This window comes from Vibrio tritonius, assembly GCF_001547935.1.
Lineage (GTDB): Bacteria > Pseudomonadota > Gammaproteobacteria > Enterobacterales > Vibrionaceae > Vibrio > Vibrio tritonius.
Map to the genome: position 1 here is coordinate 2,299,216 of NZ_AP014635.1, position 22,408 is coordinate 2,321,623.

The following is a 22,408-nucleotide window of genomic DNA, read 5'->3' on the forward strand; positions in this document are numbered from 1 at the left end:
TTTGCTATTTTAGGTGACCTCTTGGGAGGTCATTTTTGCTCTAGTTAGCAGCCAAAGTCCCTCACAATTGCACTCGCAATTCAGTAGCACGATTTTTTAGCCATTTTCAAATATTTGTTCACTAAATATGTGTTTAGATCATATTTATCGAGCGGCTATCACGGTAATCTGATCCCATAAACACAAAATTTAAACCTTTTCATTTAGTGAGGCCACCATGGAAATGACTAACGCTCAACGTCTAATCTTGTCGAACCAATACACTCTAATGAGTCAGCTGGATCCAGCTAATAGCGCCAAATATCAACGTTTAAAAACCATTGTTGAACGTGGGTATGACCTACAGATGAAAGAGTTAAACAAAGAATTTGGTTGCTTATCTGAACAAACTTGCCGTGAAGTTATTGATATCATGGAGATGTACCACGCTATGCAGGAATCATACAATATGCTTCCTGAATCCGCTCAATCCGATGTCGACCAACGCCGCTTAATATTTTTGGGATTTGACGCGGCAACCGAAGGCCAGCTTGTTCAATACGTCCGTTTCTTGGTTTCCAGCGAAGGTCTCTATACCCAATTTGATCAAGGCGAGCATGGATTTAATAGTCAAATACCTATGGTTGAGAAGTACCACCGCATGCTAACCGTGTGGAAAAAATGTCCGCGTCAATATCACCTATCCGCTAGTGAATTGCATCAAATTTTTGGAGCTTAAACGTAACGTCCCCCTAACGGAATTCAGAACTAAAAACAGGGAGCGTGTTTCGCTCCCTGTTTTTTATTATCTACGCACAGATGATTGTCAGATGGAAACACTAAAACAGGTAAGAAGCCCCTGTAAAAAATGCCACATTCTCGCCATGTGAAACCATAGGGCTATCCTCTATTTCACTGTCGTATGAAGTTAAACGCAGCCCTGCGTCAAAACGCACATTGTCAGTAAGATGGTAAAAACCATTCAAACCGATATAAAACTGTCCCGCGCCATCAGCATCATATTGATCCAACCCAGAACGACTCGCTTCACCGGCAGAAACACCGTAAAGATAGTTCGTCATTTTGCTTGAGTTGTATTCGTAACCAATACCCGGAATCACCCCCCACGGGCCAGCAATGATTGGATAGCTCCATCCAGCATGTGCCATATAACCATCATGCTCACCGGTAAATTCAATTGCAGCGCCAACCTCAAGTTTACCAAGTGGCAAACGTAATTCGTATTTTGGACCAATTAAGCCCGTAGCGTGGCGTTTATCAAGTTCTCGCATTTGACGATCATCTGAATCAGACGGGTCAAAATGACGGCCATCATAAATCAGGCGTAATGAAAAGTTTTGTGCAGAATCTTGGGGTAATACTCGATAGCCTAATTCACGACCACGAAAATAAACATAGTCGCCTTCATAGCCTCCCACAAGGGTCGAACCAGTAGTGTAATCAGTATCCTTATACAACTCCGAAGAGACACCCGCACCAACACCAACAGACCACCGCGTACCCGCAGCATGAGCAAAACTTGTACAACCGATCGCTAACATGATCGCGGTCTTAGCCAAGCGGCCAGCCATTTTTGTTTGCACTTTTTCAATCCTCGTTCAGTAAAATTGGTAGATAAATCACACTTACTTAACAATATTTGTGCGAGTAATACCTATGGATATCGTGTTGTAAAGGTAAACCGCTTCTCGTATAGACCCAAAATATAATCAGTAAGATTCATATCCAACCTAATAATGGCAAATATGTAAACACGATACAACCATCACGATTTTGAAATAAATGCATAATTGTTAAGCAAAATCGTATGTTTGGAACTAGGCTTAGATTGTTAGGGATTTGTGTTTTAAGCGGTTGTATGTCAATAGACATTTCTAGAGGGGAATCACTATGAGTATTTTTGACCACTTTCAGGCGCGCTATGAAGCAGCCAAGGACGAAGAGTTATCAATACAAGAGTTTCTAGCTCTATGTAAAGAAGACAAAAGTGCTTATGCTAACGCCGCAGAGCGTTTGTTGTTAGCTATCGGGGAACCTGAACTGGTAGACACATCTAAGCACCCTCGTCTAAGTAGAATTTTTTCAAACCGAGTTGTTTCACGTTACGAACCTTTTAAAGAGTTTTATGGCATGGAGGAAGCCATAGAACAAATTGTTTCTTACCTAAGACACGCAGCTCAAGGCCTAGAAGAACGTAAGCAGATCCTTTATCTGCTAGGTCCAGTAGGTGGTGGTAAATCATCTTTGGCTGAAAAATTAAAAGCCTTGATGCAACAATGTCCAATCTATATTTTGTCAGCAGATGGTGAACGTAGCCCAGTTAACGACCACCCTTTCTGTTTGTTCGATGTCAATGAAGACGGCTCACTTCTAAAAGAAGAGTACGGCATTGATAAACGTTATTTGCGTTCAATTATGTCCCCTTGGGCAGCTAAGCGTCTTCATGAATTTGGTGGCGATATCACTAAGTTTAAAGTAGTAAAAGTTCGTCCATCTATCTTAGACCAAATCGCGGTCGCCAAAACCGAACCTGGGGATGAAAACAACCAAGATATTTCTTCATTGGTCGGTAAGGTCGATATCCGCAAACTAGAACACTATTCTCAAGATGATCCTGATGCATACAGCTACTCCGGTGCATTGTGTCGAGCTAACCAAGGTTTGATGGAATTCGTGGAAATGTTTAAGGCGCCTATCAAGGTGCTACACCCACTCTTGACCGCGACCCAAGAAGGCAACTACAACGGTACAGAAGGGCTATCTGCATTGCCATTTGATGGTATGATCTTGGCTCACTCAAACGAATCCGAATGGCAAGCCTTTAGAAACAACAAAAACAATGAAGCGTTCTTAGACCGTGTTTACATCGTCAAAGTCCCTTACTGTTTACGTGTTTCTGAAGAAGTTAAGATTTATCAAAAACTGTTGGATCACAGTGAACTATCTCATGCTCCATGCGCGCCAAGCACCTTAGATCTTTTAGCACAATTTAGTGTACTTTCTCGCTTAAAAGCTCCTGAAAACTCGTCTATTTTCTCCAAAATGAGGGTATACGATGGGGAAACGTTAAAAGACACCGATCCAAAAGCGAAGAGTTATCAAGAGTACCGAGATTATGCCGGTATTGATGAAGGCATGGCAGGTCTATCCACTCGTTTTGCGTTTAAGATTCTGTCTCGTGTCTTTAACTTCGACCATGGTGAAGTCGCGGCTAACCCGGTTCACTTGTTCTATGTTATCGAACAGCAAATCGAAAGAGAGCAATTCCCTCAAGATGTTGCTGAACGTTACCTCGAATTTGTTAAAGGTTACTTAGTCCCCCGTTACGTGGACTTTATCGGTAAAGAAATCCAAACCGCATATCTAGAGTCTTACTCTGAGTACGGTCAAAATATCTTCGACCGTTATGTAACTTATGCTGACTTCTGGATTCAAGACCAAGAGTACCGTGACCCAGAAACCGGACAATTGTTCGACCGTTCAGCGCTAAACAGCGAGCTGGAAAAAATTGAAAAAACAGCAGGCATTAGCAACCCTAAAGATTTCCGTAATGAAATCGTCAACTTTGTGTTGCGTGCTCGCGCCAATAACAATGGCAACAATCCACTTTGGACCAGCTACGAAAAACTGCGCACGGTCATTGAGAAGAAAATGTTCTCTAATACCGAAGAGCTGCTGCCAGTTATCTCCTTTAATGCGAAAACCTCTTCAGAAGATCAGAAGAAACACGACGACTTTGTCGCTCGTATGATGGAGAAAGGTTATACAGAGAAACAAGTGCGCTTGCTCTCTGAATGGTATCTACGAGTTCGTAAATCCTCATAACCCTCCTATGGCCCTTTAGCCCCTCATCACGGCAGGACGCCGTGATGAGGAAAACTTAATCTAAAGGTACCCATTTGTCGTTAAAAGGGGAAACACATGGCGCAATTTATCGATAGAAGATTGAACGGCAAGAATAAAAGCGCAGTGAACAGACAGCGCTTTTTGCGTCGCTATAAAGATCAAATTAAGGAATCGGTAGCAGACGCTGTACATCGTCGTTCTATTACCAATACGGATACAGGTGAAGATGTATCCATTCCAAATCGTGACATCAGTGAGCCTTCTTTCCATCAAGGAAAAGGGGGTGAGCGTGAACGTGTTCATCCAGGTAATGACCAATTTATTCGTGGCGACAAAATAGAGCGTCCCAAAGGTGGTCAAGGAGGCGGCGGTTCTGGTGAGGGTGATGCCAGTGCCGATGGAGAAGGCGAAGACGATTTTGTTTTCCAAATTTCCAAAGACGAATATTTGGATCTTCTATTTGAAGATCTTGAGTTGCCAAATCTTGAAAAAAACCAAGTCAATAAAATTACTGAGTGGAAAAGTCACCGAGCTGGTTACAACACCGCAGGGGTGCCCACCAACATAGCGATAGTGCGTTCACTGCAACAATCATTAGCTCGTCGTACAGCAATGACCGCAGGGAAACGCCGATTACTGCACGAGTTAGAAGATGAACTCGAGAGAATTCAACACACTGAGCCAGCGCAGTTGTTGGAAGAAACTCGCATCAAAGAAGAGATTGAAGAGCTACGTAAAAAAATTGAAAGTGTGCCATTTATTGACACTTTCGACTTACGCTTCAAAAACTATGAACGACGCCCAATACCTTCAAGCCAAGCGGTCATGTTTTGCTTGATGGATGTCTCTGGCTCAATGGACCAGGCAACCAAAGATATTGCTAAGCGCTTCTACGTGCTGCTGTATCTATTTTTAACCCGTAAATATGAAAATGTTGAAGTCGTCTTCATTCGTCACCACACTCAGGCGAAAGAAGTCGATGAGCACGAATTCTTCTATTCCCAAGAGACCGGGGGCACCATAGTGTCGAGTGCTCTAAAACTTATGCAGGAGATCGTGGAAAAACGTTATCCCAATGGTGAATGGAACATTTATGCAGCGCAAGCCTCAGATGGTGATAACTGGGCTGATGACTCACCACGCTGTAAAGAGTTGCTCAGTGAGAAATTGCTTCCACTGTGCCGCTACTATTCCTACATTGAAATTACTCGTCGCTCACATCAAACCTTATGGCACGAGTATGAAAAACTTCAGGAGTCTTTTGGAAACTTTGCTATCAAAAACATTCGGAGTACAGATGATATCTACCCCGTCTTTAGAGAGCTATTCCATAAAGAGACAGCATAGGGAGGTCATATATGGTGACAAAAACTAAATCAGCGAAATCTAGCGCTCCCGATAAAAGTCGTATGCTGCCAGACGGACCCGACTGGACATTTGATTTGCTAGAGCAGTACCACACCGAGATTCGTCGTGTGGCTGAGCACTATAAACTGGACACGTATACCAATCAAATTGAGGTAATCACCTCTGAACAGATGATGGATGCGTATTCCAGCATCGGGATGCCGATCAATTATAACCACTGGTCGTTTGGTAAAAAGTTTATTCAAACGGAACAGGGTTATAAGCATGGTCAAATGGGGTTAGCTTATGAAATTGTAATTAACTCCGACCCTTGTATCGCCTATTTAATGGAAGAAAACACGGTCACAATGCAGGCGTTAGTGATGGCCCATGCCTGCTACGGTCATAACTCTTTCTTTAAAGGGAACTATTTGTTTCAAACTTGGACTGATGCGTCGTCCATCATTGATTACCTACTTTTTGCGAAAAACTACATTCGCAAATGTGAAGAAAAGTACGGTGAAAAAGAGGTTGAAAAACTGCTCGACTCTTGTCACGCCCTAATGAACTATGGTGTCGACCGATACAAACGCCCAGAAAAAATTTCCATTGCAGAAGAGAAAGCGCGCCAAGAAGAACGTGAGGCGTATCTTCAATCGCAAGTGAATGAACTTTGGCGTACGGTACCTAAAAAGGAAAAAGAGGATGCGAGTGTAAAACGTTTTCCAAGTGAACCTCAGGAAAATATTCTCTATTTTATTGAAAAACATGCACCATTGTTGGAATCTTGGCAACGTGAGATCGTACGTATTGTGCGTAAAGTGAGCCAATACTTCTACCCTCAAAAGCAGACCCAAGTCATGAATGAGGGATGGGCAACGTTCTGGCACTACACCATTTTAAATCACCTTTACGATGAAGGTTTTGTGTCTGATAAATTCATTCTTGAATTCCTTCACAGCCACACCAGCGTAGTGGCACAACCACCATACAACAGTCCTTATTACAGTGGGATAAACCCTTATGCGCTTGGTTTTGCCATGTTCCAAGACATTAAGCGTATATGTGAAAATCCGACCCAAGAAGATTATGAATGGTTCCCTAACCTAGCGGGGACTCCATGGTTAGAAGCGGTACACTTCGCCATGCGTAACTTTAAGGATGAAAGTTTCATTAGCCAATATTTATCACCTAAGATAATTCGCGATTTCAAATTGTTTGCAATTGACGATGATGACCGAAAGAACTTTATCGAAGTTAGTGCGATTCATGATGACACGGGCTACCGTGCTATTCGTGAAAAGCTCGCGGCTCAATATAACTTGAGCAATCTCGAGCCCAACATCCAAATCTACAATGTGGATGTCCGTGGTGATCGTTCGTTGACACTTCAATATGTGCCACATGATCGCATTCCATTAGACCCTAGTTATGACGAAGTATTGAAACATCTTCATCGTCTATGGGGGTTTGAAGTGAAATTAGAGGAGGTAAAAGACACTGGAAGAAGGGAAATCCTCTCAACCTGCCCTAAACGTAACGATTACGACACTCGCATATGATTGGGGCTCAAAACATTAAATCACTTAACACCTAATCAAAAGGCTCCATTATGGAGCCTTTTCATCAATTGTGGTTGATGCCTCTACCCTGTTGGTCACGGCAAATTAAGCTTTACGCTGTGCCACAATGTGTCTTACTGCTTCTAAATCTTCTAGGGTATCAACGCCAGCAGGCGGTGCTTCTTTGGCCACATCAACATGAATTTTCTCACCGTACCATAGTACTCGCAGCTGCTCTAAACTCTCTATCTGTTCAAGCTGGCTTGGTTGCCAATTCACGTAAGTGTTAATGAAACCAGCACGATACGCGTAAATACCTATGTGGCGTAACAATGGGCGAGTAATTTGCTTCGGTTCAGCCGCGTAATTATTACGATCCCAAGGGATAGAAGCACGACTAAAATAGAGAGCATACCCATCTTTATCCGTGACCACTTTAACCGCATTCGGATTAAAGACCTCAGACTCTTCGGTAATTTCGATGCCTAATGTCGCCATAGGAGCCACACTATTAGCCAAATTATCCGCCACTTGGCCAATAATGGATGGCGGTATGAGTGGTTCATCACCCTGCACATTCACGATAATCTGATCGTCTGCAATGCCCATCAGTTTAACGACTTCCGCTAAACGTTCAGTTCCAGACTGGTGATCGGAAGATGTCATGCACACTTGGCCACCAAAACCAGTGACAACGTCAGCAATACGCTGATCGTCAGTAGCAACAATCACCTGCTCAGCACCAGCTAAACTGGCTTGTTCATACACCCACTGCACCATAGGCTTACCACAAATGTCAGCTAATGGTTTCGCAGGTAAACGTGACGAATGATAACGCGATGGAATCACCACGGTGAAAGACATATTAACGCCCCTCATCCATCGACATAGTGCGAGCTTCCGTTTCTAGTAAAACAGGAATACCATCTTTGATCGGATAAGCAAGTCGGTCAGCTTTACAAATAAGCTCTTGTTTTTCTTTATCGTAAACCAGTCTACTTTTGCAGACAGGACAAGCAACGATCTCAAGTAGTCGATGATCCATAGTGTTCCATTACCTCTTGTATTTTATGAATGATGCGCTCCGCATCTGGCGCTGCTAAAGTTGCAGTCACCGGCAAATACCACCAATTTTCTTTAGCAATATGCGCGCATTTAACCGCATCTTTCTCGGTCATGATCAGATTGTCACCACGTTGATCGAGCGCTTCTAGCTCGGCTGGCGAAAAGTCCTCATGATCAGAGAACGACTTTGTAACCAAAGGATTAGCTCCCAACTGTTTGAGAGTATTAAAAAATCGTGGTGGATGACCAATACCTGCAAAAGCAACTAAGCGAGTTAACGATGCTGCACTGCATCGCTCACCTGTCACAAGATTGACAGCATCATCAGGACGTAACGACATGGCAATTTCAGAGTCCTGAGCCTGTCCACCATTCGTGATTTTGAAATCCACTTGTCCTAAGCGAGACATCGGCTCTCTTAACGGGCCAAGAGGAATCAAGTGTTGATTACCAAAGCGACGAACGCCATCAATCACCACCAGTTCAATATCCCTCTCTAAGGCATAATGTTGTAACCCATCATCGGTAATAATGATGTTAATACCTTGGTTTAGCAAAGATTTTACCGCTTCAGAACGGTTAGGATCTACCGCTACCGGTACGCCAGTGCGCTGATGAATTAATTTAGGTTCATCTCCGCAATGGGATGTAGGAGTGGTTGCATTAAGCACCAATGGGTATTGTAGGGCTTTTGCGCCATAACCACGGGAAACAACACCGGGTTTGTAGCCAAGAGCAAGCAGAGTTTCAACAAGCCAAATAACAACAGGGGTTTTACCATTTCCACCAGCAGTGATATTCCCCACCACCACGACAGGTACAGGTGCACGATAACGTGCTTTTTCCCCATCGGCATAGGCCTGACGACGAGAGCGACTGACCTTTGAAAATAGGCAGCTCAATGGCCACAATAGTGGCCATAGAAGATAGAAAAGAACCGAGCGTTGAAACCAGATTTTTTCTATCACGCTTTTTCACCAAACTGAATGCTGTGTAGCTGGGCGTATGCCCCATTTAAACTCAGCAGTTCAGAGTGACTGCCTCGTTCAATGATTTCACCATCTTCAACCACTAAGATTTGATCTGCATTCTCAATAGTCGATAAACGGTGCGCAATCACTAATACCGTTTTATTCTTTTGTAGCTCTTCTAATGCAGCTTGAATCGCACGTTCTGATTCCGTATCCAAAGCAGACGTTGCTTCATCAAGAATCAACACTGGCGAATCACGAAGCAGCGCTCGAGCAATGGCGATACGCTGGCGTTGTCCGCCCGATAGACTCGTACCATTTTCACCAATAACCGTATCAAGACCTTGAGGCATGTTATTAATGAATTCCATGGCATGGGCTAACTCAGCAGCATGCTCAATTTGTTCACGGGTGTACTCACCTTCAGCCGCGTACGCGATGTTATTTGCGATAGAGTCATTAAAGAGGTGAACGTTTTGTGAAACAAGACCAAAATGGCAACGTAAGTTCGCCAATTTATAATCTCGCACGTCGTGTTCATCAAGGGTAATTGAACCTGAGTCTACATCGTAAAAACGGGTGAACAAGTTGGCAATGGTCGATTTACCCGAACCAGAACGCCCTACCAAAGCAACGGTTTTCCCGGCTGGCAAATTAAAACTCACATTACGTAACGCTGGCTTCTCTTTACCTTGGTAAGTAAAGGTAACCTCTTTCACCGCTACATCACCAGAAACTTTATCTGACTCAAATTTACCTTGGTCTTTCTCACGTTCCAGATCCATCAGACCGAATAACGTTTGGCTTGCAGCCATCCCTTTTTGGAATTGAGACGTTACATTCGTTAGTGACTTCAAAGGACGCATCATTGAGAACATGGAAGTAAAGACGACGGTAAAAGTACCTGGAGTCAAACTTTGACGAATCTCATCAACGCTTGCTAAATAAAGTACCGCTACCACAGCAAACGATGCAATAAATTGGATCAATGGGTTAGCAATCGCTTGTGCTGATACCAACTTCATTGACTGCTGTCGCATTCGGTTGCTGACTTTATCAAAACGGTCTTGTTCAATCGCCTGACCACCGTAACTCAAAACGACCTTGTGACCTTTCAGCATCTGTTCCGCCGATTCTGCCACATGGCCCATCGCGGTTTGCATATTTTTCGAGATCTTACGAAAACGCTTCGAAACCACGCGAATCGCAATAGCAACGATTGGCGCAATGACAATTAACACAAGAGATAACTGCCAGCTACTCCAGAACATCAGCGTTAACAAGCCGATAATGCTAGCCCCTTCTCGAACAATGCTCACCAATGCTTTACTGGTCGCATCGGCTACCTGCTCTGAGTCGTACGTAATACGCGATAGCAAACTACCGGTCGATTCTTTATCAAAAAAGCTCACAGGCATGTGCATAAACTGGCCGAATATAGCGCGGCGCATCGACATTACGACATTACCGGAAACCCAGCTCAAACAATAAGCCGACACAAAACTACTGGTACCACGGAGAAACATGACTCCGATAACAATCAAAGGCAAAGTACGCAAAAAGTTAGAATCGGTAGAAGTAAAACCTTCATCAAGCAACGGTTTTAGTAGTGACATCATGTAGGTATCAGATGCCGCGTTAAGAACTAAAGCAATACAAGCAACAACGAGGCCTGCTTTATAGTTGCGAATGTAGGTCCACAGGCGTTTAAACGTCTGCCAGGTGGTTTCATCTGTATCGATCGACATGGATATCCATCACTGATTAAAAAATTGGAGTCATTCTACCCCGTTACGCAGCATCTGCCTATACCATGGCTGGTTAGCATCTGAGCGTTTCGTTGTAATTGTTATCTTACTTGTCTGAAAATTAACAGTTATTTGACCTGAGTCAGCCGTATCTAGCCAAACAGAATCTAAAGAACGATACAAATTTACGATATTTTTTGACGGCAGACGCCATTGCCCACCTTTTTCTACCGATGCAATCGCCCAATTAGGATGCACCTTTTCAACAAAATGACGAGTCGATGATGTACGACTGCCATGATGAGGGACTAACATCACATCAGCATGTAAATCGTCACGCCCGCGAGAAAGTAACCACTCGCCAACAGCATCTATATCCCCCGTTAATAGCATTCGATGCCCAATAAGATCACTAACCATGACAACACATGAATGCTGATTACTGGCGCGAGAAACCATTGCCGGGGGCCAAAGCACATCAAAGCGTAACGCCTTCCACCACCAATGACTGCCCGCAACACAAGGTTGATACCCAGTTAAACGTTGGCTAGCGCGCAGCCATGCATTAGGCGCAGACTCTTCAAGCCACTGTCTTCCTCCACTATGGTCGTTATCAGTATGGCTCAGGATTACGCCGTCTAACTGCCACCCTCTCCTCGCTAACATAGGTAAAATCAAGCTTTGCGCATAACTACCATGGGTCCAAGAACTGCCAGTATCGTAAATCACAACACGCCCCTGCTGTTCAATCAATATCGCTAACCCATGCCCTACATCTAACACATGAATACTCCACCCTTCCTCTGGCTTAGCAAATGCCTCGTGCAGTAACCAAAGCAAAAGCAATAAACCAAGCATAGAACGACGAACGACATGTCGAATCAACCATAATCCAACAATAACCATCATGATGCCGATGAGAGTTTGACTTAAGGGTAACCATCCTCCTTTTGCCAAAGGTAACGCCCATTGCAGTGGCGTAAATCCCAACACAATGGCTTGCCATAACCAACCGCTAAAGCCACTCGTAAGCAATAGCGTCATGAGTAAAAGAAATACCAGCGGCACCAATAGAAAGCTAAACCAAGGGATAAAAAACAAGTTAAACAAGAAGGAACCGACACTGATACCAGAGAAAAACCAACCGGTCACAGGCAGCATTCCAATGCTCATTCCAAGTTGAATCAGCAGCGCCTTTTGCCAAGCATGGCGAATATTCATGACCGAATGAGCAAAGACAATCACCATCACCACAGCAAGAAACGATAACCAAAAACTACTCGAATAACTGGCAAAAGGGTCCAGCAACAAAACGCCGGACAAGGTAACGATAATGCGCCAAACACTCGACACCTTAACCTGAGCAAGCAGCAAGATAACCTGTATAGCACACATCATGAGCGCTCTTTGGGTTGGAAGCGTGAACCCCGCGAGCCACGCGTAACTCCAAGCTACCCCAAAGCCCATTAACCAAGGAGACCAGAGTAGCCATCGATGACCACGCCCCACCAAGTTGCCAATAAAAAAGCCGACACCAAATGCGATACCAATATGCAAACCTGAAATAGCCACCAAATGAGCCAAACCGCTATCGCGTAACTGCTGCCACTGCTCTGCACTGATTTTGCTACGGTCTCCAAACACAAGAGCAAAGACTAAGCCCTGTATCGGACTATCTGCGCTTAGTAGAGTAAGATGGCGGTATAATTTGTCCTTTATTCCCGTATAAGAGCTAACCACAAAGGAGGATTTTGGCAAAACACTCGCACGAGCGACTATTCTCTGACTTATGACTTGTTTTTCAAAATCATAACCCACTTCGTTTAATACGCCGTAAATAGGCTTAATCGCGACTTTAAAGCGAGCAACTTGACCATTTCTCAGTTCAATAGGCGCCCGCAGGTAAACTCGGGGCTGCTGAAACCATGACAAAGGCCGATTATTAATTTGAATAATTTTAACCGTCCCCGAATATCCGCTCTGGTTTGCTTTAAAAAAGCTGTCAACTTTTGCGGTTATGGTAATATTCGCCCCAAATTTAAAAATCATTTGTTTTTGTACGCTCAATATTTGGCTGTGTGTTAGTATCAACACCACAGCAAACCCAATACCAGCGCCCCATCTTAAGTGTCTAAGAACGATGCAACAGGTGCACAGTAATATGCCCAATTGCCACGATGGCATTGCAGGCCAAACGACTGAAGAGAGTATGGTGAGCGAGAACGAAATCAATATCCAATAATTATATAAGCGAGTCATGATCCCTTATGCCAAGAAAGTTCATTAAGCGGTTTATGCCTAACCACGACTTAATTAAACGTCAGAAGGCACTTAAAATTTTTGGCAACGTGCTATACAACCCCAATTTGTGGTGTCTAAATCGACGCTCCGCAGCCGGGGCATTTGCTGTTGGTCTATTTATGGCGTTTGTTCCACTTCCAAGCCAAATGATCATGGCTGCCGGTCTGGCCGTGCTGTTTGGGGTAAACCTACCACTCTCAATTGCATTGGTATGGATTACCAACCCAGTCACCATGCCTGTGATTTTCTATTTCTGTTACAAACTGGGGGCTTGGGTAATGCAAATGCCGCCGCAAAACTTCCACTTTGAGTTAACGTGGCAGTTTCTACGTGAACAACTCAATACGATTTGTTTACCTCTATTAGTGGGTTGTGGCATCAGTGCTGTCATCGCATCCATTCTGGGCTACTTTGGCATCATGGGTCTATGGCGCTACTCAGTCGTGCGTAGTTGGCAAAAGCGTCGCCATAAATTCGGTAAGAATTGAGCGGCAATCTCAACGCCATTCCCCAAATCTGCTTGAGCAGCTTATAAGTTTTGCGGCGTAGAGCGATAGGCAATCCAGTAGGGTGCGAGTGAACCAGCGATTTAGTTTGAAAAAAATGCAAACGCACCGAGTAACCGCTGGTTATCACAATGAAAAATAAAAAAGGACCTCACGGTCCTTTTTTATTTCATCGATTCTAACTTTTTGATGTTTTTCTATTTACCACTAAGAACGATCGCCGGGTTAAGCCTACTGGCTCTTTTCGCCGGATACCAAGTCGCGACTAGACTCAATATAATCGCGGTACCTGAGACTAATACCACATCCGCCAATGCCACTTGAGACGGCAGAAAATCGACAAAATAGATATCACCGGATAAGAAATGATGGCCAATTATCCCTTCAATTAGTTTGACTATTTGAGTGAGATTCATCGCTAATACCACGCCAAGGACGCTACCGACAATACTACCTAGCACACCGGAAAACACGCCTTGCCAAACAAATATCCGCTTCACTAATCCATCAGTAGCCCCCATGGTGCGCAAAATAGCGATTTCTGCTGCGCGGTCTTTTACCGCCATCATTAACGTTGAAACGATATTAAAACTCGCAACACCAATCACAAGCACCATGACCAGATACATGATGGTCCGCACCATTTCAATGTCACGGTACAAATAGCCAAACTTCTGCTTCCAACTGCGCAAGTAAACAATTTCGTTGAGCTGTTTACCAACTCGACGCACGACATCCGTCGCCATGAACACATCATCAACCTTAATAGAAACCCCTGTTACCTTGTCACCAAGGTCGGTGTACTGCTGCGCATCTGAGATAGGTAACAACGCAATATTGTGGTCAATCTGTCCATTCAGCGTGAGTAAACCAACGACTTTTACCCTAACTCGTTTAGGTGCCTCAACCTTATTGGCTTTATTCACTTGCGGAATCATCAAGGTGATGTAATTTCCCACTTTGACATTCAGCTTGTCCGCCACCCCTTTACCAATAATTATCTGCTGTTGATTAGGTTGAAAATTTTGCCAAACATCGGCGCTAATAAAACGAGAAAGATCAGACACCTTGTCTTCTTGCTTCGGATCAACGCCACGAACCTCAAGCGCTTTAAGCTGCTTGCCTCGCTCTGCTAATGCCGTAAACCGAACATAAGGTGCCGCGGCGATCACACTCGGATCGCTCTGTGCTTGTTTCACCATCAAAGGCCAGTCTTGAATTGGTGCTCGCACCCCTTCAAATTCACCATGAGGAATGACTGACAATACTCGGTTTTTCAATTCACGCTCAAAACCGTTCATCGCAGATAAACCAATGATGATCACTGCAACACCAACAGCAATGCCAATCGTGGACGAAAGCGAAATAAAAGAGACCATTTTGTTACGCTGCTTGGCTCGGCTAAAACGACCACCAATAAAAAGAGAGAGACCGCCTAACACTTAAGCCTCCTTATTTTCAAGCAACAAACCATCTTGCATGAACATACGACGATCCATTTTACCCGCTAACTCACTATCATGAGTAACGACCAAAAATGCGGTGCCGGACTCTTGATTAAGCTGACGCATCAAATCGTAAATCGACAGTGCGGTTTGATGGTCAAGATTACCTGTTGGCTCATCAGCTAACACAAGATCAGGCTTATTCACGAGGGCGCGTGCGATGGCAACACGTTGACGTTCACCACCGGAAAGTTCGGCAGGACGATGCTGCATACGATGTCCAAGACCAACACGCTCAAGCAACTCTTTTGCTGCTTGCTTAGCTTCTGCCACCTTCTTACCACCAATCAAAAGCGGCATGGCGACATTCTCTAACGCGGTAAAGTCGGCCAACAAATGATGAAACTGATAAACAAAGCCGAGATGGGTATTGCGAACCTTCGCCTGTCGATTTGAGCTCAAACGCGCCATATCATGACCAAGAAACTCAACCTGCCCTTCACTTGCATCGTCCAAAGCACCTAAAACATGTAACAGGGTGCTTTTACCAGAGCCAGAAGAACCAACAATTGAAACCAATTCACCCGGTTTGAGCGCAAAGCTCACACCTTTAAGCACTTGAGTGGAGAACTCGCCTTCTTGATAGGTTTTGCATACATTCTGACAAGACAACAAATTATTCATAACGTAACGCCTCAGCGGGTTTCACAGATGATGCTCGATAAGCAGGGAAAATAGTGGCTAAAAGACTTAAAGCAATAGCCAGCAAAATCACGACCGTGATTTGTAATGGGTCAATAACAACAGGAAGTGTGCTACCTAACGCAAAAAATGCCACGCCTAACGCACTAAGTAAGGTATTGAGATTATCAGCGACTGCCACACCGAGTAAACCGCCTACCAACGCGCCAATCACGCCACTGCTCGCCCCTTGTACCATAAATATGGCCAGCACTTGACGATTGGTCATGCCCTGAGTTTTCAAAATCGCCACTTCTGCTTGTTTTTCCATAACCACCATAATAAGAGCAGAAATAATATTAAACGCAGCAACACCAACGATGAGTCCGAGCATTAAGCCCATCATGTTCTTTTCCATGCCAACGGCTTGGAAGAGTTCGCCCCGTTGGTCGCGCCAGTCACTCCAATGCCAACCGTCTGGCAACGACTTACGTGACATTTCGCCAACAACAAACGGATCATTAAAGAACAAACGCCAGCCGGAAATGGTGTCTTGACTGTAATGCAATAGCCGACCAGCATCAGCAATATGAGAAATAATTAACTGTCCATCGACATCAGATCCCGTATTGAAAATTCCCGCGACCAGAAAGTTACGCTGACTAGGAATGCGACCAAATGGCGTGTACTGACTCGCACTTGTGACCATTAAACGAACTTTATCACCTACAGTAACATTGAGCTCTCGCGCCAACATTTGTCCTATAAATACTCGATAGCTGTTTGGCTGCAAATAAGAAACTTTACCGCCCAAGAGATATTGCTCAATCGGATCGTTATCTTGTGGCTGAATGCCAATCAATAACCCAGCAGTGAGTTCACTTGAACTTTGGATAACAGCTTCACTACGGATTATGGGTTCAGGCGCCCGAGCTGTGGAAAGCTTTGATATGAATGAAGGAGGCGTCGCGCTCGCACGCGTCTGATCATGGTCTTGGCTAATAACTGCTTGTGGTAACACGCCCAAAATGCGGTCTTTCAATTCGCCTTCGAAACCGTTCATCACGGATAATACCGTCACTAATGCCATCACACCAATGGTAATACCCGCTGTGGACATGTACGAAACAAATCGACTAAACCTATCACCTGAGCGACCACGCAGATAGCGTAAACCAATAAAGGTTGAAATCGGGTGAAACATAATACAAACCAAACAACTAGAATGGCGCTACTGTAGCGGGAATCGGCAGAAGGTTGTAGTTTTTCTTTGCTAAAACTGTGTAAGAATCGGTTCATCTCACGTTTATTGTTGGCTATTTCACTGAGATAACACTAAGACACCTTGATTACTGCACCAGTATGACGATAATCATCTCAAGCGTAACAAGGAATGAGAATATGACTGACCAAGAGTTTTTTTCGGTGCATCACGCACTCACAATCAATGTGGAACCCCTAGAGGCCAGTTTTGTTCTGCCTTCCACTGATGATTTCGTTCGTGAAATCCCAACGCCGTTCATCGTCGCTAGCGAGTTTAGTCAGCTAGATAGCCTTACTGAACAAGCCAAATCAGATATCAAGAGCAACGATTTTCGGCATGTATGTCAGTTGCTGGATACACAGAATGCGAAATTGAATTTATTACTTACGTTCATGCTTTCCCAAGAGGACAGCAAAGAACATCGTTATAAAAGCCTTTCATTTGGTGCCAGTCAGTTTACCTATCCAACAACGACTGCATTAGCGGTCGGTACCAAAGTGCGCGCAAAGCTCTTTTTAGAACACCCTTCAGCCGCAATTTACTGTTACGGCAATGTGGCAGCATGTGAAGTGAAAGACACCCAGCACATCATTACGGTAAAATACGATTTACTGCGCGATGTTGACCAAGATCTGTTAATCAAAGCCGCACTTTATCAACAGCAAAAACTGTTACGCCAACGTTCACTAGATCGAGAAAAATAATAAGCCTTACCAATGACAACACAAACACTACTCCCTCTAGCAAACGCAACCAAAGCTGGAGATAAAAAATTTAATGGCAATTTGCCCGGCGCGAGTTTAGCGCTCGCCATTGCAGAACTGGCTAACCAGCATAACAGCCACACTATTTTAGCCGTTCCAGATCCACAAACGGCGCTGCGTTTACTCAATGAAACCGAGCAGTTTATTCAAGGTGACATTGCCATGTTCCCTGATTGGGAAACCTTGCCATACGATCATTTTTCGCCTCACCAAGAGATTATCTCTGAGCGTATCGCACGTCTTTATCAACTGCCTAACCTAGGTAAAGGCATTACGATCGTCCCAGTCAGCACTTTACTGCAGCGCCAATCGCCACGCTCCTTTTTGTTGCAACACACCCTAATGGTTAAACGTGGCGACCGTTTTTCTCTCGAAAAACTGCGCCTTCAGCTCGAACATTCGGGCTATCGACATGTTGATCAAGTATTTAGCCCCGGTGAATACGCCAGTCGTGGTTCGATTTTGGACCTATTCCCAATGGGCAGCCAAGTACCCTACCGTTTTGATTTTTTCGATGATGAAATTGATACCATCCGCACCTTTGATCCGGAAAATCAACGTTCTATCGATGAAATCGACAATGTATGCTTGTTGCCTGCTCACGAATTTCCTACAGCAGAAACAGCAATAGAAGAGTTTCGCAGCCGTTGGCGCCAGCGTTTTGAAGCCCGCCGCGAGCCAGAATCAGTCTACATGCAAGTGACCAAAGGCACTTGGCCTGCCGGTATTGAATATTGGCAACCACTCTTTTTTGATCATACTGAAACCTTATTTGACTATCTCCCTGAAGGCAGCCAAATCATCGCCGTGGGTAACCTAGAACCGGCCATCGATCAATTTCTGAGCGACACAGCTTATCGTTATGATCAACGTAAAATTGATCCGCTACGACCACTGCTTCCACCAGAAGAGCTGTGGCTCAAAAAAGATGAGCTGTTTGGCTTATTTAAAACGGTTCCCGTTATTCAGCTAGAGCGAGAGCCAGTCGCAGAGAGAGCTGGGCGCGTTAACATGCCAATTAACGCGCTACCAGAGCTAGCAGTCAAACATCAACAAAAAGAACCATTGGCAGCACTGCGTCAATTCACCGAACAATTTGCTGGCAAAATACTGTTTTCGGTTGAATCACAAGGGCGTCGTGAAGCACTACTTGAACTGCTGCAACCACTCAAGTTACGACCAAAAACCGAAGCCAATTTCCAAGAAGCACTTAACAGCAAAAGCAAATGCACACTGGTCATTGGCTCAGCAGAACATGGTTTTATCTATGGTGACAACCAAGTCGCTTTGATTTGCGAAAGCGATCTCCTTGGTGATCGTGTTCTACAACGGCGCAAAAAGGACCGTAAAGTCACCACCAATAGCGATGCGGTTATTCGTAACCTTGCCGAGTTAAAACCGGGGCAACCCGTGGTCCATATCGATCATGGCATCGGGCGCTACTTAGGCCTGCAAACACTCGAGGCGGGTGGCATTACCACCGAATATGTGACGTTAGAGTACCAAAACGAAGCGAAACTCTATGTTCCTGTTGCGTCACTCAACCTCATCAGCCGCTATTCCGGTGGCGCAGAAGAGAGTGCCCCACTGCATAAGCTGGGTGGTGAAGCATGGGTAAAAGCTCGGCGTAAAGCCGCTGAAAAAGTACGTGATGTGGCGGCAGAACTATTGGATGTATACGCCAAACGCGAACTCAAACCGGGTTATAAATTCCACCTTGACCGCGAACAATACGCGACCTTTAAAAGCAGTTTCCCATTCGAAGAGACTGATGATCAAGCCATGGCAATCAACGCCGTGCTGTCGGATATGTGCCAAGCCAAAGCCATGGATCGCCTAGTCTGTGGTGATGTGGGCTTTGGTAAAACCGAAGTTGCTATGCGAGCAGCCTTTGTTGCGACAGATAACAGTAAACAAGTCGCGGTATTGGTACCTACTACCCTGCTAGCTCAACAACATTTTGAGAACTTCCGTGACCGTTTTGCCAACTTACCTATCCGGGTGGAAGTGCTGTCACGCTTCAAATCAGCAAAAGAACAGAAGCAGATTCTCCAAGACGTTGCCGAAGGCAAAGTTGATATCGTGGTCGGTACACACAAATTGCTTTCAAGTGAGATTAAGTTTGCCGATTTGGGCTTATTGATCGTCGATGAAGAACACCGCTTTGGCGTACGCCAGAAAGAGAAAGTGAAAGCGATGCGTGCAGACGTAGACATTCTCACCTTAACCGCGACGCCAATTCCACGTACGCTTAACATGGCAATGAGTGGTATGCGTGACTTATCGATCATTGCGACACCACCGGCTCGACGCCGAGCCGTAAAAACCTTTGTTCGTCAGAGCGAAGACGCCGTGGTCCGTGAAGCGATCTTGCGCGAAGTTGCGCGTGGTGGCCAAATCTATTTCTTACATAACCAAGTAGAAACCATAGACAAAGTTGCTGCTGATTTGGAGAAACTGGTTCCTGAAGCCCGTATTACTGTTGCCCATGGTCAAATGCGTGAACGCGAACTAGAAAAGATCATGAATGATTTCTATCACCAGCGTTATAACTTGCTGGTGTGTACCACCATCATTGAGACAGGTATCGATGTACCCACTGCCAATACGATTATTATTAATCGTGCAGATAGTCTAGGGCTGGCTCAGTTGCATCAGTTACGTGGTCGTGTGGGTCGTTCACACCACCAAGCCTATGCTTATTTGCTAACGCCACCGCCAAAAGCGATTACCAAGGACGCAGTGAAGCGTCTTGAAGCCATCGCGTCCCTTGAAGACTTAGGCGCTGGCTTTACTCTCGCCACGCACGACCTTGAGATTCGCGGCGCAGGTGAACTGCTTGGAGAAGAGCAAAGTGGGCAAATCCAATCGGTTGGATTTACGCTCTATATGGAAATGCTTGACCAAGCGGTTGAAGCACTGAAATCGGGTAAGGAGCCAACGCTGGATGAATTACTTCGCGAACAAACGGAAGTGGAAATGCGTGTTCCCGCACTGCTGCCTGAGGAGTATATTCCAGATGTAAATACACGCCTATCCATGTACAAACAGATAGCGAGTGTGAGCAGTGCCGATGAATTAGCAGAGCTAAAAGTGGAATTAATTGACCGCTTCGGTAAGCTGCCCGATGCCGCACAGCATCTATTAGCGATTGCTCAGTTGAAGCTCGATGCGGGCCAACTCAAAGTTCGCAAAATTGAAGCTCATGACAAAGGTGGCTACATCGAGTTCTATCCAAATGCTGACATTAACCCAATGTTTTTGGTTAAACTACTGCAAGCACAACCAAAGCAATTTGCGATGGACGGCCCAACTAAATTCAAATTCACCTTGCCATTAGTGGATAGGCGCGAAAGAATGAGTTTTGTCGCAAACATGCTAAACGAATTTGAGCAGAATCTTCTGCCAGCAGCCTAATGCTGTTTTTTTGAGCAACCTCTGTTGCAGTCATACTAATAGCCTTTGGCAAACATGACGGAGTCATAATGAAAAAACTGATCCCTTTACTTCTTCTTTTGGTGGCAATGCCTAGCTTGGCACAGCGGCAATTTGACATCGAGGTGATTATTTTTAAACGTGCCGTAGACGCAGAAAAAGTCAGCGAATCATGGCCAAATAGTCTGCCTGCTATCAATGTTGATAACACAGGCACTTTTGCTGATAACGCTTATCTCGAAAAGAAAGGTGCAACCTTATTACCGGTTAGTGATTACCAATTGAATGCACAAGAGCAGATATTGAAAGACCACGCAGGCTTTGAAGTGCTGTTGCATACGGCTTGGCGTCAAGGGGATGAAGGAAAATCTAAGGCTCCAATTTTCCATATTCAAGCTGGCAAAAATTACGCAGATTCATTTAATCCCGATGGTAGCGCTCGTCAGCCGCAAGATGAGCCAGCAATTCCGGTTGAAGGTGTCGTAGAACAAACCATGCCTGCACCAATTTATGAACTTGATGGAACCTTACAAGTTTATGTACAGCATTATCTCTACGCAGAAACCACCTTGGATTTAAAAGAACCTAGCACTCGAGATGTGGTTCTTAAAGATAAACAACTGGAGTTGGAAGTAAGCCCAGAAGACCAAGATGCCAATGTGCAATTAGGTCACCTAGAGTCTGTGTCACCAACTCAAGAAGTGGAGACCTTCCTTAAGAGCTATCGCATGGAACAAAAGCGTCGCATGCGTAGTGGAGAAACTCACTACCTTGACCATCCTTTGATGGGCATGATCATTCAAGTTCGCCGTGTCGACGAATCTGCTCAAATTGCACAATAATATGCGTGGCACCTTAAACGGTGCCACTTGCTTTTCTGCACAAAGGATTAGCAATGACACCTGATTTTCACATCGTTACGCCCCGCTTAATACTGCGCTTGATCGTGTTAGATGAATCTGACCAACTGGTGCACTGTATTCAATCTTCCCCATCGCTTCATCACTGGATCGACTGGTGCCACAAAGATTTTTCCCATAATCAGGCAGAGCGCTTTATTTTAGCCACACGATTAAATTGGGTAAAAGCGGAAGCCTATGGATTTGGCGTGTATCACCGCCGTACCAATCAGTTAATCGGCATGGTTGCGATTAATGAGTTTTACCCCACCTTTAATATGGCAAGTTTGGGTTACTGGATAAGCGATGAGTTCCAACATCAGGGCTATGGAAAAGAAGCCTTAGAGGCGCTAATTGAGTTCAGTTTTAGTAAACTCTCTCTCACTCGCTTAGAAATTGTATGTGATCCCGAAAACAAACCCAGTCAAAAACTGGCTATCGCTTGCGGGGCCGAATTTGAAACGCTCGCACGCCACCGCTTCTTGCACAATAATCAGCCCAAAGTTGGTGCTGTATACTCGATCATTCCCGAATAACCGCGTCTGAGGTTACATAGATAAAGAGATATGAGGGT

Annotated in this window: 18 protein-coding genes; 9 read left to right on the forward strand and 9 right to left on the reverse strand. The window is 44.8% G+C overall.

What is annotated here, in order from left to right; all coding sequences use genetic code 11:
- Positions 1 to 217 precede the first annotated feature (217 nt).
- Complete coding sequence (locus JCM16456_RS10165; RefSeq protein ID WP_068714104.1) at positions 218 to 718, forward strand: YfbU family protein; 501 nt, start codon at positions 218 to 220, stop codon at positions 716 to 718.
- Between the two features lie 100 nt (positions 719 to 818).
- Here the strand turns inward: JCM16456_RS10165 and JCM16456_RS10170 are convergent, their stop codons facing one another.
- Positions 819 to 1,583 (reverse strand): MipA/OmpV family protein, encoded by a 765-nt coding sequence (locus JCM16456_RS10170; RefSeq protein WP_156430505.1) that lies wholly within the window; start codon positions 1,581 to 1,583, stop codon positions 819 to 821.
- A 307-nt stretch (positions 1,584 to 1,890) separates the two neighbouring features.
- On the opposite strand from JCM16456_RS10170, the gene JCM16456_RS10175 reads away from it, so the two are divergent.
- The 3 genes from JCM16456_RS10175 (at position 1,891) to JCM16456_RS10185 (ending at position 6,755) form a co-directional block, all read left to right on the forward strand.
- Complete coding sequence (locus JCM16456_RS10175; RefSeq protein ID WP_068714106.1) at positions 1,891 to 3,825, forward strand: PrkA family serine protein kinase; 1,935 nt, start codon at positions 1,891 to 1,893, stop codon at positions 3,823 to 3,825.
- Between the two features lie 96 nt (positions 3,826 to 3,921).
- The gene (locus tag JCM16456_RS10180; RefSeq protein WP_068714107.1) at positions 3,922 to 5,193 is read left to right on the forward strand and encodes a YeaH/YhbH family protein; all 1,272 of its coding nucleotides are present in this window, start codon (positions 3,922 to 3,924) and stop codon (positions 5,191 to 5,193) included.
- An 11-nt stretch (positions 5,194 to 5,204) separates the two neighbouring features.
- Positions 5,205 to 6,755, forward strand: coding sequence for a SpoVR family protein (locus JCM16456_RS10185; protein WP_068714108.1), 1,551 nt, complete (start codon positions 5,205 to 5,207; stop codon positions 6,753 to 6,755).
- 105 nt (positions 6,756 to 6,860) lie between these two features.
- On the opposite strand, the gene kdsB is transcribed toward JCM16456_RS10185, so the two are convergent.
- From kdsB to JCM16456_RS10210, 5 genes are read right to left on the reverse strand one after another with little or no spacing between them, the layout of a single operon-like run.
- Entirely contained in the window at positions 6,861 to 7,619 is a 759-nt protein-coding gene (kdsB, locus tag JCM16456_RS10190; RefSeq protein WP_068714109.1) for a 3-deoxy-manno-octulosonate cytidylyltransferase, read from the reverse strand.
- A gap of 1 nt (position 7,620) precedes the next feature.
- The gene (locus JCM16456_RS10195) at positions 7,621 to 7,800 is read right to left on the reverse strand and encodes a Trm112 family protein (RefSeq protein WP_068714110.1); all 180 of its coding nucleotides are present in this window, start codon (positions 7,798 to 7,800) and stop codon (positions 7,621 to 7,623) included.
- Positions 7,781 to 8,788, reverse strand: coding sequence for a tetraacyldisaccharide 4'-kinase (gene lpxK, locus JCM16456_RS10200; RefSeq protein ID WP_068714111.1), 1,008 nt, complete (start codon positions 8,786 to 8,788; stop codon positions 7,781 to 7,783). The genes JCM16456_RS10195 and lpxK overlap by 20 nt, the downstream gene beginning before the upstream one ends.
- Positions 8,785 to 10,539, reverse strand: a complete 1,755-nt coding sequence (msbA, locus tag JCM16456_RS10205; RefSeq protein ID WP_068714112.1) for a lipid A ABC transporter ATP-binding protein/permease MsbA — start codon at positions 10,537 to 10,539, stop codon at positions 8,785 to 8,787. Before msbA ends, lpxK begins: the two co-directional genes overlap by 4 nt.
- A gap of 30 nt (positions 10,540 to 10,569) precedes the next feature.
- Positions 10,570 to 12,723: a DNA internalization-related competence protein ComEC/Rec2 gene (locus tag JCM16456_RS10210; RefSeq protein ID WP_331710531.1), complete on the reverse strand. Its 2,154-nt coding sequence runs from the start codon at positions 12,721 to 12,723 to the stop codon at positions 10,570 to 10,572.
- An 83-nt stretch (positions 12,724 to 12,806) separates the two neighbouring features.
- On the opposite strand from JCM16456_RS10210, the gene JCM16456_RS10215 reads away from it, so the two are divergent.
- Positions 12,807 to 13,328: a DUF2062 domain-containing protein gene (locus JCM16456_RS10215; RefSeq protein WP_068714114.1), complete on the forward strand. Its 522-nt coding sequence runs from the start codon at positions 12,807 to 12,809 to the stop codon at positions 13,326 to 13,328.
- A 215-nt stretch (positions 13,329 to 13,543) separates the two neighbouring features.
- On the opposite strand, the gene lolE is transcribed toward JCM16456_RS10215, so the two are convergent.
- The 3 genes from lolE to lolC are packed head-to-tail and all read right to left on the reverse strand — an operon-like array spanning position 13,544 to position 16,676.
- Complete coding sequence (gene lolE, locus JCM16456_RS10220) at positions 13,544 to 14,788, reverse strand: lipoprotein-releasing ABC transporter permease subunit LolE (protein ID WP_068714115.1); 1,245 nt, start codon at positions 14,786 to 14,788, stop codon at positions 13,544 to 13,546.
- On the reverse strand, positions 14,789 to 15,475 hold the full coding sequence (gene lolD, locus JCM16456_RS10225) for a lipoprotein-releasing ABC transporter ATP-binding protein LolD (protein ID WP_068714116.1): 687 nt from the start codon (positions 15,473 to 15,475) through the stop codon (positions 14,789 to 14,791).
- The gene (gene lolC, locus JCM16456_RS10230; RefSeq protein WP_068714117.1) at positions 15,468 to 16,676 is read right to left on the reverse strand and encodes a lipoprotein-releasing ABC transporter permease subunit LolC; all 1,209 of its coding nucleotides are present in this window, start codon (positions 16,674 to 16,676) and stop codon (positions 15,468 to 15,470) included. The genes lolD and lolC overlap by 8 nt, the downstream gene beginning before the upstream one ends.
- Before the next feature lie 197 nt (positions 16,677 to 16,873).
- Here lolC and JCM16456_RS10235 point away from each other — a divergent pair, with 197 nt between their 5' ends.
- The 4 genes from JCM16456_RS10235 to JCM16456_RS10250 all read left to right on the forward strand — a co-directional run bounded on the left by JCM16456_RS10235 (position 16,874) and on the right by JCM16456_RS10250 (position 22,370).
- A complete protein-coding gene (locus JCM16456_RS10235; protein ID WP_068714118.1) occupies positions 16,874 to 17,440 on the forward strand; it encodes a hypothetical protein in 567 nt (188 codons plus the stop codon).
- Positions 17,441 to 17,452: 12 nt separating this feature from the next.
- A complete protein-coding gene (gene mfd / locus JCM16456_RS10240) occupies positions 17,453 to 20,917 on the forward strand; it encodes a transcription-repair coupling factor (protein ID WP_068714119.1) in 3,465 nt (1,154 codons plus the stop codon).
- Positions 20,918 to 20,985: 68 nt separating this feature from the next.
- A complete protein-coding gene (locus JCM16456_RS10245) occupies positions 20,986 to 21,777 on the forward strand; it encodes a peptidoglycan binding protein CsiV (protein ID WP_068714120.1) in 792 nt (263 codons plus the stop codon).
- Positions 21,778 to 21,830: 53 nt separating this feature from the next.
- Positions 21,831 to 22,370 carry a GNAT family N-acetyltransferase gene (locus JCM16456_RS10250; protein ID WP_068714121.1) on the forward strand — a complete coding sequence of 180 codons (540 nt, stop codon included), beginning with the start codon at positions 21,831 to 21,833 and terminating at the stop codon, positions 22,368 to 22,370.
- Positions 22,371 to 22,408 lie beyond the last annotated feature (38 nt).